Origin of the sequence: Streptomyces sp. WAC 01529 (assembly GCF_003945545.1) — a bacterium.
Lineage (GTDB): Bacteria > Actinomycetota > Actinomycetes > Streptomycetales > Streptomycetaceae > Streptomyces > Streptomyces anatolicus.
The window spans coordinates 7,657,068-7,670,472 of the sequence record NZ_CP029617.1 but is presented as its reverse complement, the minus strand read 5'-3'; the positions used below and the strand labels follow the sequence as shown (position 1 = coordinate 7,670,472).

Genomic DNA, 13,405 nt, shown 5'->3' with positions numbered 1-13,405 from the left:
GGGTGAATTATGTGGTGGTTTCGTGGGACTCGCAGCGGAGCCGGATCCACCGACCAGGAGATGCCATGCGCGCCCTTACCGTCCGTCCTTCGACCGCCCGCTCCCTGGAGGTGCGCGACGTGCCCGACCCGGTCCCCGGCGACGGCGAGCTGCTGGTGGACGGGCTGGCGGTCGGCGTGTGCGGGACGGACAAGGAGATCGCCGCGGGCGAGTACGGGTGGACGCCGCCCGGCGAGGACCGTCTTGTCATCGGCCACGAGTCGCTGGGCCGGGTGCGCGAGGCACCGTCGGGCAGCGGGTTCACGGCCGGTGACCTGGTGGTCGGGGTGGTGCGCCGCCCGGACCCGCAGCCGTGCGGGGCCTGCGCGCGCGGCGAGTTCGACATGTGCCGCAACGGCCGCTACACCGAGCGCGGAATCAAGGAGCGGCACGGCTACGCGAGCCGGTCGTGGACCGTGGAGAGCGATTACGCGGTCAGGCTCGACCCCGGCCTGGAGACGGTCGGGGTGCTCCTTGAGCCGACCACCGTGGTGGCCAAGGCGTGGGAGCAGGTGGAGCGGGTCGGCGGCCGCGCCTGGTTCGCACCGCGGCGGGTGCTGGTCACCGGGGCGGGGCCGATCGGCCTGCTCGCCGCGCTGCTCGGCCTACAGCGCGGCCTGGACGTACACGTACTCGACCGGGTCACCCGGGGCCCGAAGCCGGAGCTGGTCACGGACCTCGGGGCGACCTACCACAGCGAGGACATCGCCGAGGTGACCTCCGCGCTCCAGCCCGACGTGGTGATCGAGGCCACCGGCGCGGGCTCCGTCGTCTTCGAGGCGATGGCGGGCACCGCGACCTACGGCGTCGTGTGCCTGACCGGCGTCTCACCCACGGGGCGGCAGCTGTCGGTGGACGCCGGTTCGATCAACCGGGACCTGGTCCTGGAGAACGACGTGGTCGTCGGCTCGGTCAACGCCAACCTCCGCCACTACCACCAGGGTGCCGAGGCCCTGGCCAAGGCGGACCGCGCGTGGCTGGAGCGGATGATCACCAGGCGGGTCCCGCTGGAGCGCGCCGAGGAGGCCTTCACCGAGCAGGACGACGACATCAAGGTCGTCGTCACCCTCGGCTGAACTTGGCCTTCAGGCTGTGCGCCAGGCGCGCCTCGCGGGTGGCGACATCGACGGTGTACGCGTCCACGGTCATCGCCCGCTCGGACACCTTCAGGACCATGAAGCCGTGGTCGGAGAAGTTCTGCCAGCTCGCGGGGTGCCCGAAGTGGGCCTTGCCGTCACCGGACTTGGCGGCGGCCCCGCACACGATCTGCCGGGTGCCGCCGGTGCGGGTGGTGGGCTCCAGGATCTGGAGCGTGTGGTCGTGCCCGGACAGGATCAGGTCGGCTCTGCCGCACACCACCTCCTCGTACAGCTCCTTGAGGTGGATGCCGCTGGTGTAGTGACCGATCTCGAAGCCGTCGTACGAACCGGCGCTGCCGTGCTTGCCGTTGTTGAGGTACGGGTGGTGGCCGAGGACGATCTTCCAGCGTGCCCGTGACGCCTTGAGTGCGCCGTCCAGCCAGCGCCGCTGCTCGCGCATGTAGGGGCCGTTCCACCGGTAGTGCGGGTCGAGTTGGGCGACGTACGAGGCGACGGGGTTGGTGTCGATGGCGAAGAACTCCACCAGCGGATCACCCTCGCGGGCCGCGGGCAGCGCCACGTTGTAGTAGCGGCTCGGCATGTACCAGCGGGGTGATGCCTTGGCGTACGCGACCTCGCGGTCACCGCGTGAGGGGTCGCCGCCGCTGCCCGGGATGAGACCGGAGCAGTCGTGGTTGCCGAGGACCATCAGCCAGGGGATGTCCACACCGGCGTTGGGCTCCTCGAACTTGGTGCGGAACTCCGAGTCGTCGGCGGACTCGGGGCCGTTCTCGTAGATGTTGTCGCCGAGGCCCACGGCGAGGCCGACCCCTTCGGCGCGGCAGACCTCGCGCGCCGCCGCGGCCACCGCGTGCTGCGCCTCCTCGCCGGTACCCGCGTCGCCGGTGAGGAGCACCGCGTACTCCCCCGACCTGCCGGGGCCGGTCGGCAGCGGGAACTTCCCGGTGCGGGCGGCCGCCGCCGCGGGGGCCTGCGACCCGCCCGGCAGGACCGCCAGCGCCGCGGCCCCCGCGACCACGCCGCCGAGCACGGTCCGCCGCCGGGGCGCCCGCATCTCCCGGACCCGCTCCCCCACCGGCCCTTCGGCGAGCGCCGGGTCCGCCCGCAGCCACTGTTCCTCCGTCATGTCCGCGCTCGGCGGTATCAACTCGTCGTCACACATGGGGGGTTTCTCTCACGGAAGGGCGTGTGGCTGGTGGGGAAACGATGAACTCCTGGTGGACGTCCGGCCACGCCCGCCCCACACCTCAGACGGCACCCACCGGCTCCGCCGCGCCCGCCGTCCCCGCAGGCTCCGCCGCGTGGGCTCCCTTGGCGAACTGCGTGCGGTACAGCTCCGCGTACCGCCCCTCCAGCGCGAGCAGTTCCTCGTGCGTGCCGCGCTCCACGATCCGCCCCGCCTCGACGACGAGGATCAGGTCGGCGGAGCGCACCGTGGAGAGCCGGTGGGCGATCACCACGGCGGTGCGTCCCGCGAGGGCCTCGCCGAGTGCTTCCTGGACGGCGGCCTCCGAGGTGTTGTCGAGGTGGGCCGTCGCCTCGTCGAGGATGACGACCCGCTGGCGTGCCAGGAGCAGCCGGGCGATGGTCATCCGCTGCCGCTCGCCGCCGGAGAGCCGGTAGCCGCGCTCGCCGACCACCGTGTCGAGCCCGTCGGGCAGGGAGCGCACGAGGTCTTCGAGCCGGGAGCGCCGCAGCACGTCCCAGAGTTCGTCCTCGGTCGCGCCGGGCCTCGCGAGGAGCAGGTTGTCACGGACGGACTCGTGGAAGAGGTGACCGTCCTGGGTGACCATGCCGAGGGTGGCCCGCATGGACTCGGCGGTCAGGTCGCGTACGTCGACGCCGCCGATCCGCACGCTCCCCTCGTCGGTGTCGTACAGCCGAGGCAGCAGTTGCGCGATGGTCGACTTGCCCGCTCCGGAGGAGCCGACGAGCGCGATGGTCTGGCCGGGTTCGGCGCGGAACGACACGCCGTGCAGGACCTCGTCGCCGCCGCGGGTGTCGAGCGAGCCGACCTCTTCGAGGGAGGCGAGGGAGACCTTGTCGGCGGCGGGGTAGCCGAAGCGGACGTTGTCGAACTCGACGGCCACGGGGCCTTCGGGGACGGGCACCGCGTCCTTCTTCTCCTCGATGAGCGGCTTCAGGTCGAGGATCTCGAAGACCCGCTCGAAGCTGACGAGCGCGCTCATGACCTCGACGCGCGCTCCCGCGAGGGACGTCAGCGGCGCGTAGAGCCGGGTGAGCAGCAGCGCGAGCGAGACGATGGCCCCCGCCTTCAGCGTGCCCTCCAGGGCGAAGTACCCGCCGAGGCCGTAGACCAGGGCGAGGGCGAGCGCCGAGACCAGGGTGAGCGCGGTGATGAACGCGGACTGCGTCATGGCGGTGCGTACGCCGATGTCACGCACCCGGTGGGCCCGCGCCGCGAACTCGGCGGACTCGTCGCCGGGCCGGCCGAAGAGCTTGATCAGGGTGGCGCCGGGCGCAGAGAAGCGCTCGGTCATCCGGGTGCCCATGGCGGCGTTGTGGTGGGCGGCCTCCCGCTGGAGCCTGGCCATCTTCGATCCCATGCGGCGGGCGGGCACGACGAACACGGGGAGCAGGACCAGCGCCAGCAGGGTGATCTGCCACGAAAGGGTGAGCATGACGACGAGGGTGAGCAGCAGGGTGACGATGTTGCCGACGACCCCGGAGAGTGTGTTGCTGAAGGCGCGCTGCGCGCCGATCACGTCGTTGTTGAGGCGGCTGACGAGCGCCCCGGTGCGGGTGCGGGTGAAGAAGGCGACGGGCATGCGCTGGACGTGGTCGAAGACGGCGGTCCGCAGGTCGAGGATGAGCCCTTCACCGAGGTTCGCCGAGAGCCAGCGGCTCAGCAGTCCGATCCCGGCCTCGGCGAGCGCGATGGCGGCGATCAGCAGGGCGTAGCGCACGACGGTCGCGGAGTCGGCGCCGGAGACGATGGCGTTGACGACCTTCCCCGCGAGTACGGGGGTCGCGACGGCCAGCAGTGCGGTGACGACGCTCAGCAGCACGAACTGCCAGATGCGTGTGCGGTGGGGCCGCGCGAAGGCGCCGATGCGGCGCAGCGTGGCACGGGCGAAGGGGCGGCGGTCCTGCTGTGCGTGCATGACGCTGTACAGCTGGTTCCAGGCGGTGGTTTCCATGCTCATGGGAGGAACGTTATGACCTCAACCAAACTTGAGGTCAAGGGTTCACCCGCCCGCCGCGCACTCCTCGCTCCCGCCCCCGTCGCGTCTGTTGACCCGCATGTATCGGGAACGTACTTTCGCTTCAACTCCTGTGGCCACCGCAGAAGTTATCCCCGCTCCGAGGTGAGAAGGCGAACGCATGCGCGATGTACGAAGGCGTACTCTGCTGTCCGCGATCGGCGGCACGGCGGTCGCGGGAGGCGCGGTGGGTGCCGCCGGAGCAGCGGAAACGGCCGCCGCCGAGGCCGCGCCCGGCCGGCCCGGGCCCGCGGCCGCCCGCCACGACCACAGGATCCGGGGGCTGCTCGCCCGTATGACGGTCGAAGAGAAGCTGGGGCAGCTCCAGCAGCTCCCGTGGGCCTGGGAGACCGGCCCCGGCGGCGGTGCCACGAAGGACGTGGAGGACGCGGCCCGCGCGGGACGGCTCGGTTCGGTGCTCAGCGTCTACGGCGCGAAGACCACCAACGCCCTGCAACGCATCGCCGTCGAGGAGTCCCGGCTCGGCATTCCGCTGCTTTTCGGGCTCGATGTCATCCACGGCTTCTGGACGACGTTCCCGATCCCGCTGGCGCAGGCGGCGAGCTTCGACCCGGACGTGGCCGAGGCGGACGGCGAGGTCTCGGCGCGGGAGGCCCGTTCGAACGGCGTGCACTGGACGTTCTCCCCGATGATGGACGTCACGCACGAGCCCCGCTGGGGCCGGATCGCCGAGAGCAACGGCGAGGATCCCTGGCTGACGGCGGCGTTCGCCGCGGCGAAGGTGCGGGGCTACCAGGGCGAGCCGGACGACGACGGCCGCGCGGCGTACGGCGCGAAGGACCGGGTCGCCGCCTGCGCCAAGCACTTCGTGGCCTACGGCGGCGCGGAGGGCGGGCGCGACTACAACACCGTGGACGTCTCGGAGTCACGACTGCGCGCGCTCTACCTCCCGCCGTTCAAGGCGGCGTTGGACGCGGGCGCGGCCACGGTCATGGCCTCTTTCAACACCGTCAGCGGCATCCCCGCGCACGGCAACACCCACACCCTCACCGACATCCTGAAGAAGGAGTGGGGCTTCGACGGCGTCGTCGTCAGCGACTGGGCCGGCGTCCAGGAGCTGATCCCGCACGGCTTCGCCGAGGACGGCGCGGCCGCGGCCCGCCTCTCCCTCAACGCGGGCGTCGACATAGAGATGACCAGCACGCATCTCGTCGTGCACGGCAAGAAGCTGCTGCGCGAGGGCAGGATCAGCGAGCGGCGGCTCGACGACGCGGTCACCCGCGTCCTGCGCCTCAAGGCCGACCTCGGGCTCTTCGAGGATCCGTACGTGGACGAGAGCGCCGCCATCGACGGCCCGACCCCCGCCGCGCGCGAGGCGGCACGTGCGGCGGCCGCCCGCTCGATGGTCCTCCTGAAGAACGAGGACAAGGCGCTCCCCCTGAAGCGCTCCGTCAAGTCCCTCGCGGTCGTCGGCCCGTTCGGCGACTCCGACGACCTCCTCGGCACGTGGTCGTTTGCGGGTGCCGTGAAGAAGTACCCCTCGGTGAAGGTCCTCGACGCCGTCCGGCGCGCGGTACCGGACGCGAAGGTGACGTACGCCCGGGGCGTCGCCCCGGAGGGCGGGGACACCGCGGGCATTCCGAAGGCGGTGGCCGCCGCGAGGTCCGCCGAGGTCACGGTGGTCGTGGTGGGCGAGCCGCCCGCGATGAGCGGTGAGGCCGCCGCGCGCAGCGACATCGGTCTGCCCGGCGGCCAGGAGAAGCTGGTGGCGGCCGTCGCGGCGACCGGGAAGCCGTTCGTGGTCGTCCTGGTCAACGGCCGCCCGCTGACCATGGGCGACTGGCTCGGCTCCGCCCCCGCCGTCCTTGAAGCCTGGCATCCGGGCCTGGAGGCGGGCAACGCCATCGCCGACGTGCTCTTCGGCAAGGCAGTCCCCGGCGGCAAGCTGCCCGTGTCGTTCCCGCGCACGGTCGGACAGATCCCGGTCCACTACAACCACGAGTCGACGGGCCGCCCCTACGACGCGGAGAACAAGTACACGTCGAAGTATCTGGACCTGCCCCCCGGCCCGCAGTTCGCGTTCGGGCACGGCCTGAGCTACACGACCTTCGCGATCGGCGAGCCGAGGCTGAGCCGCGAGCGCATCTCCGCGGCCGCCCTGCGCGAGGGCGACACTCTGGAGGTGTCGGTGAGCGTCACCAACACCGGGGACCGCGCGGGCGACGAGGTCGTCCAGTTGTACGTCCATGACATCGCGGCGAGCATCACCCAGCCGGTGCGCAAGCTGCGCGGTTTCCGCCGGGTCACGCTGGAGCCCGGAAAATCCAGGACTGTCCGCTTCCGGATCGGCGCCGACGATCTCGGTTTCTGGACCAACGCCCAGGAGGGGGAGTTCCGCGTCGAGGAGGGCGCGGTGGACCTCTACGTCGGCGCCAGCTCCGAGGCCGGGGCCAAGCGGCGGCTGACGATCACCTGAGGGGGCGGGAGCGGCCCCGGATGCGGTGCGGGCGATGACGCCCCATGCTGGTACCGACGGCTCACACCTAGGAGGCCGACGATGTCTGTGATGGACAAGCTCAAGCAGATGCTCAAGGGCCACGAGGAAAAGGCCGGCCAGGGCATCGACAAGGCCGGCGACTTCGTCGACGGGAAGACCCAGGGCAAGTACAGCGGACAGGTCGACACCGCTCAGGACAGGCTCCGGGAACAGTTCGGCGGGGACAGCGGCCAGGAGCCTCCCTCGTCCCAGCGGTGACGGCGGCGGCCCACGCCTTCGTCCACACCTGGAGCAGCTGAGCCCGCGTACTCCCGCACGCCACGGGCCGGGGACCATGTGTCCCCGGCCCGTGGCGCCGTGCTGTCTCGCGCTGCCCGGAGCCCGGCCGGTCAGCCCAGTTCGAGCGAGGTGACCCCGAAGACCCGGTCCCCCGCGAACTCCCTCACGGGCCCGGTGTACATGCGGGCCGTGTCGAAGGTGGGCTTCATGCCGCGGGCCTCGGCGAGCGCGACGGCCTCCGTGTTCGACTCGGGCACGTCCATGGCGACGGGCGCACCGTCGGCCTCGGCGACCAGCGCGTCCAAGAGCGCCTCGGCGTCGGCGCGCGTGTCCGCGAACAGCGGCCCGACGCGCGGCGCGTCGCGGCCCGGGCGCAGCACGCCGTACCCGGTGAGTCTTCCGTCGACGATGCGGGCGAGGGCGCGGTGGCCGGGGGCGGCGAGCCAGCTCTCCAGGAAGCGCGGCCGGTCGGCGGGCAGGCACGAGCCGTCGTACGCCAAGAGCGCCTTCAGGCCCGCGGCCTCGACGGGACGCACGTGCCGGTCGGGCGCGGCTGCCGCGGTGAGCGGGCCGATGTAGCGGAGCGTGCCGTACTCCCGTGCGAAGCCGGAGCGGCGGTAGTTGGGCTGCTGGTCGGGCACGCCGTCCAGGCCCACGGTCCGGCCCTCCGCGTGCGCGAGACCCGCCCGCCAGGTGGCGAGGCCGAAGCCGCGGCCGCGCTGGTCGGGACGGACGAGGTAGAAGCCGAGGAAGGCGTAGCTCTCGCCGTAGTTGACCACCGAGACCGCGGAGACGGGCTCGCCGTCGAGGCGGCCGATGAAGAACCCGTCGGGGTCCTGCGCGAAGAACGAGGGGGCGTCGCCGAGGCCGGGGTTCCAGCCCTCGTCCGCCGCCCACTCCGTCACCACACGCCAGTCGTCGAGCGTCGCCCGTGAGACCGCGAGCCGCCCGGGGGCCGAATCCGTCATCGCTGCACCCTTCTCGATCCGCCGTGGTGCGCCGTGAGGAAACCGCACCGGGTGCATCCTGCCCGAGCACGCCCCGCCCGATGCCGACCCTGGCGGACGCCTGCCTCAGCCGGTGCGGGCACCGTTGGACGCCTGCCTCAGCCAGTGCGGGCCCCGGGGGGGCGCCCGCCTCAGCCGGTGCCCGCCACCTGCCTGTCGCGCGCCGCGCCGAGTCCCACCGCGACCTGCGGCACGAGCAGGACGAGCAGCAGCACGAGCGGCACGGTCCAGCTGTGCGACGCGTCGTGGACGGCGCCGAGGACGGTCGGCCCGGTCGCGGCGAGGATGTAGCCGAAGCACTGGGACATGCTGGAGAGCTGCGCCGCGTGCCGGGCGTCGGGCGCGCGCTGCACGATGAAGAGCAGCGCCAGGCTGATCGCCGCGCCCTGGCCGAGGCCGAGCAGCGTCATCCAGAGGTAGGCGCCGCCGACCGGCGCGGCGAGCAGGCCCCCGAAGCCCAGCGCGCACAGCCCGGCGCCGAGCGCGGCGAGGGTGCCCGAGCGCAGCCGCCGGCCGACGACCACCGGGGCGAGGAAGGAGCCCGCGATACCGAGCAGCGAGGAGAAGGAGAGCATCCAGCCCGCGTCGCCCGGGGCCATGCCGGCGTCCTGGAACACCGTCGGCAACCAGGCGGCCGCCGCGTAGTAGTTGAGGGACTGCAAGCCCATGTAGGCGGTGACCTGCCAGGCCAGCGGGGAGCGCCACAGGCCGCGTACGGGGTGCGCCGCCTGCCGGGCCGCCCCCGCGTCCACCCGCGTCCGCGACCGCAGCCGCGGCAGCCACACGAGCAGCGCGACGAGCGCGAGGGCGCCCCAACAGGCCAGCGTGGTACGCCAGTTCATGCCGCTGGCCGTCTGCACGGGCAGGGTGACGCCAGCCGCGAGGGCGGCGCCGCCGAACAGTGACATCGAGTACAGGCCGGTCATGAGGCCGGCCTTCGCGGGGAAGTCCCGCTTGATCAGGCCGGGCAGCAGGACGTTGGCGACGGCGATGCCCGCGCCGATGACGACGGTTCCCGCGAAGAGCGCGACGACCGAGTCGAGCAGGCGCAGCGCCGTGCCCGCGCAGATCAGCGCCATCGTGCCGAACAGCGAGCGCTCCATGCCGAAGCGGCGGCCCAGCCGGGGCGCGATCGGCGCGAGGAGGCCGAAGCAGAGCAGTGGCAGGGCGGTGAGCAGGCTGATGGCGGAGGCCGACATGCCGCTGTCGTCGCGGATGGTGTCGGCGAGCGGGGAGACGGCGACGAGGGCGGGGCGGAGGTTGAGCGCGAGGAGGACGACCCCGAGAGCGAGGAGCAGCGCGCGGCGCCCGGCGACGGCGGGCGCCCGCGGACCCGGCCCCGGCCCCGCGGGTGCCGCCGCGCTGTCGTGGTCGGCCTGGGCGGCGGACCGTACCGACTCACTCATGCGCCGCTCCCGCCCTGCCCGCGGCGGAACCGAACTCGCCCGACGGCTGCCCGCCCGACGCTTGTCCGCCCGACGGCTGTCCGCCCAACGCCTGCTCGCCCGACGCGCCCGCGCCCGACACCTGCCCGCCCAACGCCTGTCCGCCCGACGCTGGCCCACCCAGCGGCTGTCCACCCGGCGCCTGCTCGCCAAACGGCCGCTCGTCCGCCAGCCGCTCGTCCAGCGGCTGTTCCCGCAGCGCGGCCATTCCCTCGGCGAGGTGCGCGAGCACCGCGGCCTCCGCGGCTCGCGGGTCGCGCCCCTCGATGGCGTCGACGATCGCCTCGTGCGCGTCGAACTGATGGCGGACCGAGTCCGGTACCGGCGCGCCGACGACCGACTGGAGCGTCTCGCGCAGGACATCGCTGAGGTGTCCGTACAGCTCGGCGAGGATGCTGTTGTGCGCCGCGTCGGCGACCGTGCGGTGGAAGGCCATGTCGGCGTCGATGAACGCCGCAACGTTCCCGCTCTCCCACGCCTTCCCGCGCTCGGCGAGTGCGGCCCGCAGCGTCACGAGGTCTTCTTCCGTGCGGCGCTCCGCGGCGTGGCGGGCGGCGTCCCGCTCCAGGCAGGCACGGACCTCGTACGCCTCCAGGACCCCCGCTCTGCGCAGTCTGCGCTGCACGGCCGCGCCGAAGTCGCTGTTCGCCCGCACATAGGTGCCGTCGCCCTGGCGCGGCTCCAGCATGCCGGTGTGCACGAGGGCCCGGACCGCCTCCCGCACGGTGTTGCGGCCCACGGCGAGCTGCTCCACGAGGAGCGGCTCGGCGGGGATCTTCTCGCCGACCTTCCACTCGCCGTCGGAGATCAGGCTCTCCATCTGGGCGATGACCAGGTCCACGAGGTTGGTCCTCGCGGCGCTGCGCAACGGCATCGTCGGCACCTTCTCTCTTGCGTCCACTCCCCCGCTTCCGTCAGACATGGGAACATCCCATGTTTCACCTGTCAAAGCCGGGAGGTCGTCGGGGGCCGGGTCGGGCGCACCGCGTTCGCACCAGGTTCACATCAGGTTTTACCTTCACACCCTGGTCTAGACCTTGACAGGTACAGACCATTTTCGCTTGAGTCACCGACACCCCCATGACGGCACGGGCCCCCTCCCCCGCGCCGCCCGTTAGGAGATGTCGCATGATCAAACGCATCACCAGCCTCGCGGCCGCACTCGCCGCGGTCGGCGCGATGATCGTTCTGGGCCCGGCCGCCCCCTCGGCGTCCGCCGCCGAGTGCGCCTCGCCGTGGAACTCCTCGTCCGTCTACACGGGCGGCAAGTCCGCCTCGTACAACGGACACAACTGGACCGCCAAGTGGTGGACCCAGAACGAGACCCCGGGCCGCTCCGACGTCTGGGCGGACCAGGGCACCTGCGGTGGCGGCACGGGCCCGGGCAACCCCGACCCGTCCGGATTCGTGGTCAGCGAGGCGCAGTTCAACCAGATGTTCCCGAACCGGAACTCGTTCTACACGTACAAGGGCCTGACCGACGCGCTCAAGGCCTACCCGGGCTTCGCCAACACCGGCAGCGACACCGTCAAGCGCCAGGAGGCCGCGGCGTTCCTCGCCAACGTCAGCCACGAGACGGGCGGCCTGGTCCACATCGTCGAGCAGAACCAGAACAACTACCCGCACTACTGCGACAAGACCCAGCCCTACGGCTGCCCCGCCGGACAGGCCGCCTACTACGGCCGCGGCCCGATCCAACTCAGCTGGAACTTCAACTACAAGGCGGCGGGCGACGCCCTCGGCATCGACCTCCTGAACAACCCGTACCTGGTGGAGCGGGACCCGGCCATCGCCTGGCAGACGGGCCTTTGGTACTGGAACACCCAGAGCGGCCCGGGCACCATGACCCCGCACAACGCCATGGTCAACGGCGCCGGTTTCGGTGAGACCATCCGCGCGATCAACGGCACCCTGGAGTGCAACGGCGGCAACCCCGCCCAGGTGCAGAGCCGCATCGACAAGTACAAGGCGTTCACGCAGATCCTGGGCACCACACCGGGCTCGAACCTGAGCTGCTGACAGCCGAACCCGCTGACGACCGGGCGGGCCTGACACCAAGTCAGGCCCGCCCGGTCCTTCAAGCCGGCGGCACCAGCCGGAACACCGGGTGGCGGGCCACCTCCGCGGCGAACTCCTCGTCCGTCGAGTCGGCGGTCACGTCGAAGTAGGCCCGGGTGACGGGCACTTCACGCCAGTACTGGCGCAGCACCGGCACGCTCTCCTCGGGCCCCAGCTCGACCACCCCCAGCGTCCGCGACCTGCCGCCCCTGCTGAGCCCGACCTCGCCCGCGGCGCGCGCGTTGCGCACCCACTCGCTCACCCCGTAGGCGGCGACGAGCCAGCGCTCGTCCCCGGCCGACATCACATCGACCGGGGTCGAGTACAGCCGGCCGGACTTCCTGCCGCGCACCGTCAGGTTGTACCGGTAGCCCTTGCCGAGCCCGAGCCGGGTCATCGTGTGGAACACGCGGTTGATCACGCGCGTACCGGCGTTCATACGGTACGTCTTCGCCATCGCCCCTCCCCATGTCGAGAGATCGGAGCTTACGTCGCGGCCAGCAACTGCCGCGCACCGCTCCGGGCTTGACGTGCCGGTTCGGGCGAGCCGGAGATCGCGGCGGCCGTCATGGCCCCTTCCGCGAGCAGGACGAACGGGCCGACCGCCCGCTCGGGTCCGCCCACGGACGCCACCAGATCCGCCAGGTACTCATGGAAGGCGCCCTTGTGCGCCCGGACGGCGTCGGCGACCGCCGGGTCCACCGCGCCCAGCTCTCCGTAGGCGTTGATGAAGGCGCAGCCGCGGAAGTCCGGTTCGGTGAACCACTCGTACAGCCAGTCGTAGACCGCGAGGACGCGCTCCGCGCCCTCCGGCCGCCCCTCGACGTGGGCGGCGAGGCGGGCCCGCCAGCGGTGGTCGCGGCGGTCGAGGCAGGCGCGGACCAGCTCCGACTTCGACGGGAAGACCTGGTAGAGCCGCTTGAGCGAGACACCGGACGCCGCGCGGACCTGGTCCATGCCGACGGCCTGGATGCCGCGCTCGTAGAACAGCGCCTCCGCCGCGTCGAGCAGCCTGGCTTCGGCTTCCGCGAGATCCATCGAGTCTCCGAGCGAGCGAGTGATCGAGAGCGAGTGATCGAGAACGTACCCGAGCCCATCGAGAACGTACGTTCTCCGACCCTACTACGAGGCTTGCCACCCCAGCACCCTTGCGCGAGAACGATCGTTCTCCTAGCGTGGCGAGCCGACGCAGAGAACGATCGTTCTCCCGTACCCTGGAGGAAAACATGACCACGCCCGCCCGACCCCCGGTACCGCCGTTCACCCGGCGGTCGGCCACCGAGAAAGTCCGGCTCGCCGAGGACGGCTGGAACAGCCGCGATCCGGAAAAGGTGGCCCTCGCCTACAGCGAGGACTCCCGCTGGCGCAATCGCGCGGAGTTCGTCACCGGGCGCGAGGCCATCGTCGCGTTCCTGTCCCGCAAGTGGGCCCGCGAACTCGACTACCGGCTGATCAAGGAGCTGTGGGCCCACGGCGACCACCGCATCGCGGTGCGCTTCGCCTACGAATGGCACGACGACTCCGGGCAGTGGTACCGCTCGTACGGCAACGAGAACTGGGAGTTCGACGACGACCGCCTGATGCGCGCCCGCCACGCCTGCATCAACGACCTGCCCATCCGGGAGTCGGCCCGCCTCTACCGGTGGCCGCTCGGCCGCCGTCCCGACGACCACCCCGGGCTCACCGATCTCGGCCTGTGAGCCGCCGGGGTGTTTTGTCCCTGTGGGAGGGGCACCCGATTCGACGACGACGGCCCGGGACGTCCGGGCCCGACCGCCCATCGACCGCCAAGGAG

Annotated in this window: 12 protein-coding genes; 5 read left to right on the top strand and 7 right to left on the bottom strand. The window is 72.0% G+C overall.

Annotation, left to right across the window (positions count from 1 at the left end; all coding sequences use genetic code 11):
* The first annotated feature begins 65 nt into the window (after positions 1 to 65).
* A complete protein-coding gene (locus tag DMA15_RS33900) occupies positions 66 to 1,115 on the top strand; it encodes a glucose 1-dehydrogenase (protein WP_125516485.1) in 1,050 nt (349 codons plus the stop codon).
* On the opposite strand, the gene DMA15_RS33895 is transcribed toward DMA15_RS33900, so the two are convergent.
* Positions 1,102 to 2,301 (bottom strand): metallophosphoesterase, encoded by a 1,200-nt coding sequence (locus tag DMA15_RS33895; protein ID WP_125516484.1) that lies wholly within the window; start codon positions 2,299 to 2,301, stop codon positions 1,102 to 1,104. The two genes, DMA15_RS33900 and DMA15_RS33895, sit on opposite strands and share 14 nt — an antisense overlap.
* An 85-nt stretch (positions 2,302 to 2,386) precedes the next feature.
* Positions 2,387 to 4,306, bottom strand: coding sequence for an ABC transporter ATP-binding protein (locus tag DMA15_RS33890; RefSeq protein ID WP_125516483.1), 1,920 nt, complete (start codon positions 4,304 to 4,306; stop codon positions 2,387 to 2,389).
* Between the two features lie 178 nt (positions 4,307 to 4,484).
* Between DMA15_RS33890 and DMA15_RS33885 the strand changes: the two genes are divergently transcribed.
* Together DMA15_RS33885 and DMA15_RS33880 are read left to right on the top strand one after the other, a co-directional pair.
* The gene (locus DMA15_RS33885) at positions 4,485 to 6,800 is read left to right on the top strand and encodes a glycoside hydrolase family 3 N-terminal domain-containing protein (protein WP_125516482.1); all 2,316 of its coding nucleotides are present in this window, start codon (positions 4,485 to 4,487) and stop codon (positions 6,798 to 6,800) included.
* 81 nt (positions 6,801 to 6,881) lie between these two features.
* Positions 6,882 to 7,079, top strand: a complete 198-nt coding sequence (locus tag DMA15_RS33880) for an antitoxin (protein WP_125516481.1) — start codon at positions 6,882 to 6,884, stop codon at positions 7,077 to 7,079.
* 131 nt (positions 7,080 to 7,210) lie between these two features.
* On the opposite strand, the gene DMA15_RS33875 is transcribed toward DMA15_RS33880, so the two are convergent.
* The 3 genes from DMA15_RS33875 to DMA15_RS33865 all read right to left on the bottom strand — a co-directional run bounded on the left by DMA15_RS33875 (position 7,211) and on the right by DMA15_RS33865 (position 10,426).
* Entirely contained in the window at positions 7,211 to 8,068 is an 858-nt protein-coding gene (locus tag DMA15_RS33875; RefSeq protein ID WP_125516480.1) for a GNAT family N-acetyltransferase, read from the bottom strand.
* Between the two features lie 170 nt (positions 8,069 to 8,238).
* On the bottom strand, positions 8,239 to 9,513 hold the full coding sequence (locus DMA15_RS33870; RefSeq protein WP_125516479.1) for an MFS transporter: 1,275 nt from the start codon (positions 9,511 to 9,513) through the stop codon (positions 8,239 to 8,241).
* Positions 9,506 to 10,426, bottom strand: coding sequence for an FCD domain-containing protein (locus tag DMA15_RS33865; protein WP_346428939.1), 921 nt, complete (start codon positions 10,424 to 10,426; stop codon positions 9,506 to 9,508). Before DMA15_RS33865 ends, DMA15_RS33870 begins: the two co-directional genes overlap by 8 nt.
* 254 nt (positions 10,427 to 10,680) lie before the next feature.
* Here DMA15_RS33865 and DMA15_RS33860 point away from each other — a divergent pair, with 254 nt between their 5' ends.
* Positions 10,681 to 11,571 carry a glycoside hydrolase family 19 protein gene (locus DMA15_RS33860; RefSeq protein WP_125516478.1) on the top strand — a complete coding sequence of 297 codons (891 nt, stop codon included), beginning with the start codon at positions 10,681 to 10,683 and terminating at the stop codon, positions 11,569 to 11,571.
* Between the two features lie 58 nt (positions 11,572 to 11,629).
* On the opposite strand, the gene DMA15_RS33855 is transcribed toward DMA15_RS33860, so the two are convergent.
* On the bottom strand, positions 11,630 to 12,067 hold the full coding sequence (locus DMA15_RS33855; RefSeq protein WP_125516477.1) for a nitroreductase family deazaflavin-dependent oxidoreductase: 438 nt from the start codon (positions 12,065 to 12,067) through the stop codon (positions 11,630 to 11,632).
* A 29-nt stretch (positions 12,068 to 12,096) separates the two neighbouring features.
* The gene (locus DMA15_RS33850; RefSeq protein ID WP_125516476.1) at positions 12,097 to 12,648 is read right to left on the bottom strand and encodes a TetR/AcrR family transcriptional regulator; all 552 of its coding nucleotides are present in this window, start codon (positions 12,646 to 12,648) and stop codon (positions 12,097 to 12,099) included.
* 188 nt (positions 12,649 to 12,836) lie between these two features.
* Between DMA15_RS33850 and DMA15_RS33845 the strand changes: the two genes are divergently transcribed.
* A complete protein-coding gene (locus DMA15_RS33845; RefSeq protein ID WP_125516475.1) occupies positions 12,837 to 13,310 on the top strand; it encodes a nuclear transport factor 2 family protein in 474 nt (157 codons plus the stop codon).
* The last annotated feature ends 95 nt before the right edge of the window (positions 13,311 to 13,405 follow it).

Bases quoted from the DNA above. Each gene is read 5' to 3' on its own strand.
- DMA15_RS33845 (WP_125516475.1), top strand. From the start codon at position 12,837: ATGACCACGCCCGCCCGACCCCCGGTACCGCCGTTCACCCGGCGGTCG.
- DMA15_RS33890 (WP_125516483.1), bottom strand. From the start codon at position 4,306: ATGAGCATGGAAACCACCGCCTGGAACCAGCTGTACAGCGTCATGCAC.
- DMA15_RS33895 (WP_125516484.1), bottom strand. From the start codon at position 2,301: ATGTGTGACGACGAGTTGATACCGCCGAGCGCGGACATGACGGAGGAA.
- DMA15_RS33865 (WP_346428939.1), bottom strand. From the start codon at position 10,426: ATGCCGTTGCGCAGCGCCGCGAGGACCAACCTCGTGGACCTGGTCATC.
- DMA15_RS33875 (WP_125516480.1), bottom strand. From the start codon at position 8,068: ATGACGGATTCGGCCCCCGGGCGGCTCGCGGTCTCACGGGCGACGCTC.
- DMA15_RS33900 (WP_125516485.1), top strand. From the start codon at position 66: ATGCGCGCCCTTACCGTCCGTCCTTCGACCGCCCGCTCCCTGGAGGTG.
- DMA15_RS33850 (WP_125516476.1), bottom strand. From the start codon at position 12,648: ATGGATCTCGCGGAAGCCGAAGCCAGGCTGCTCGACGCGGCGGAGGCG.
- DMA15_RS33880 (WP_125516481.1), top strand. From the start codon at position 6,882: ATGTCTGTGATGGACAAGCTCAAGCAGATGCTCAAGGGCCACGAGGAA.
- DMA15_RS33860 (WP_125516478.1), top strand. From the start codon at position 10,681: ATGATCAAACGCATCACCAGCCTCGCGGCCGCACTCGCCGCGGTCGGC.
- DMA15_RS33870 (WP_125516479.1), bottom strand. From the start codon at position 9,513: ATGAGTGAGTCGGTACGGTCCGCCGCCCAGGCCGACCACGACAGCGCG.
- DMA15_RS33855 (WP_125516477.1), bottom strand. From the start codon at position 12,067: ATGGCGAAGACGTACCGTATGAACGCCGGTACGCGCGTGATCAACCGC.
- DMA15_RS33885 (WP_125516482.1), top strand. From the start codon at position 4,485: ATGCGCGATGTACGAAGGCGTACTCTGCTGTCCGCGATCGGCGGCACG.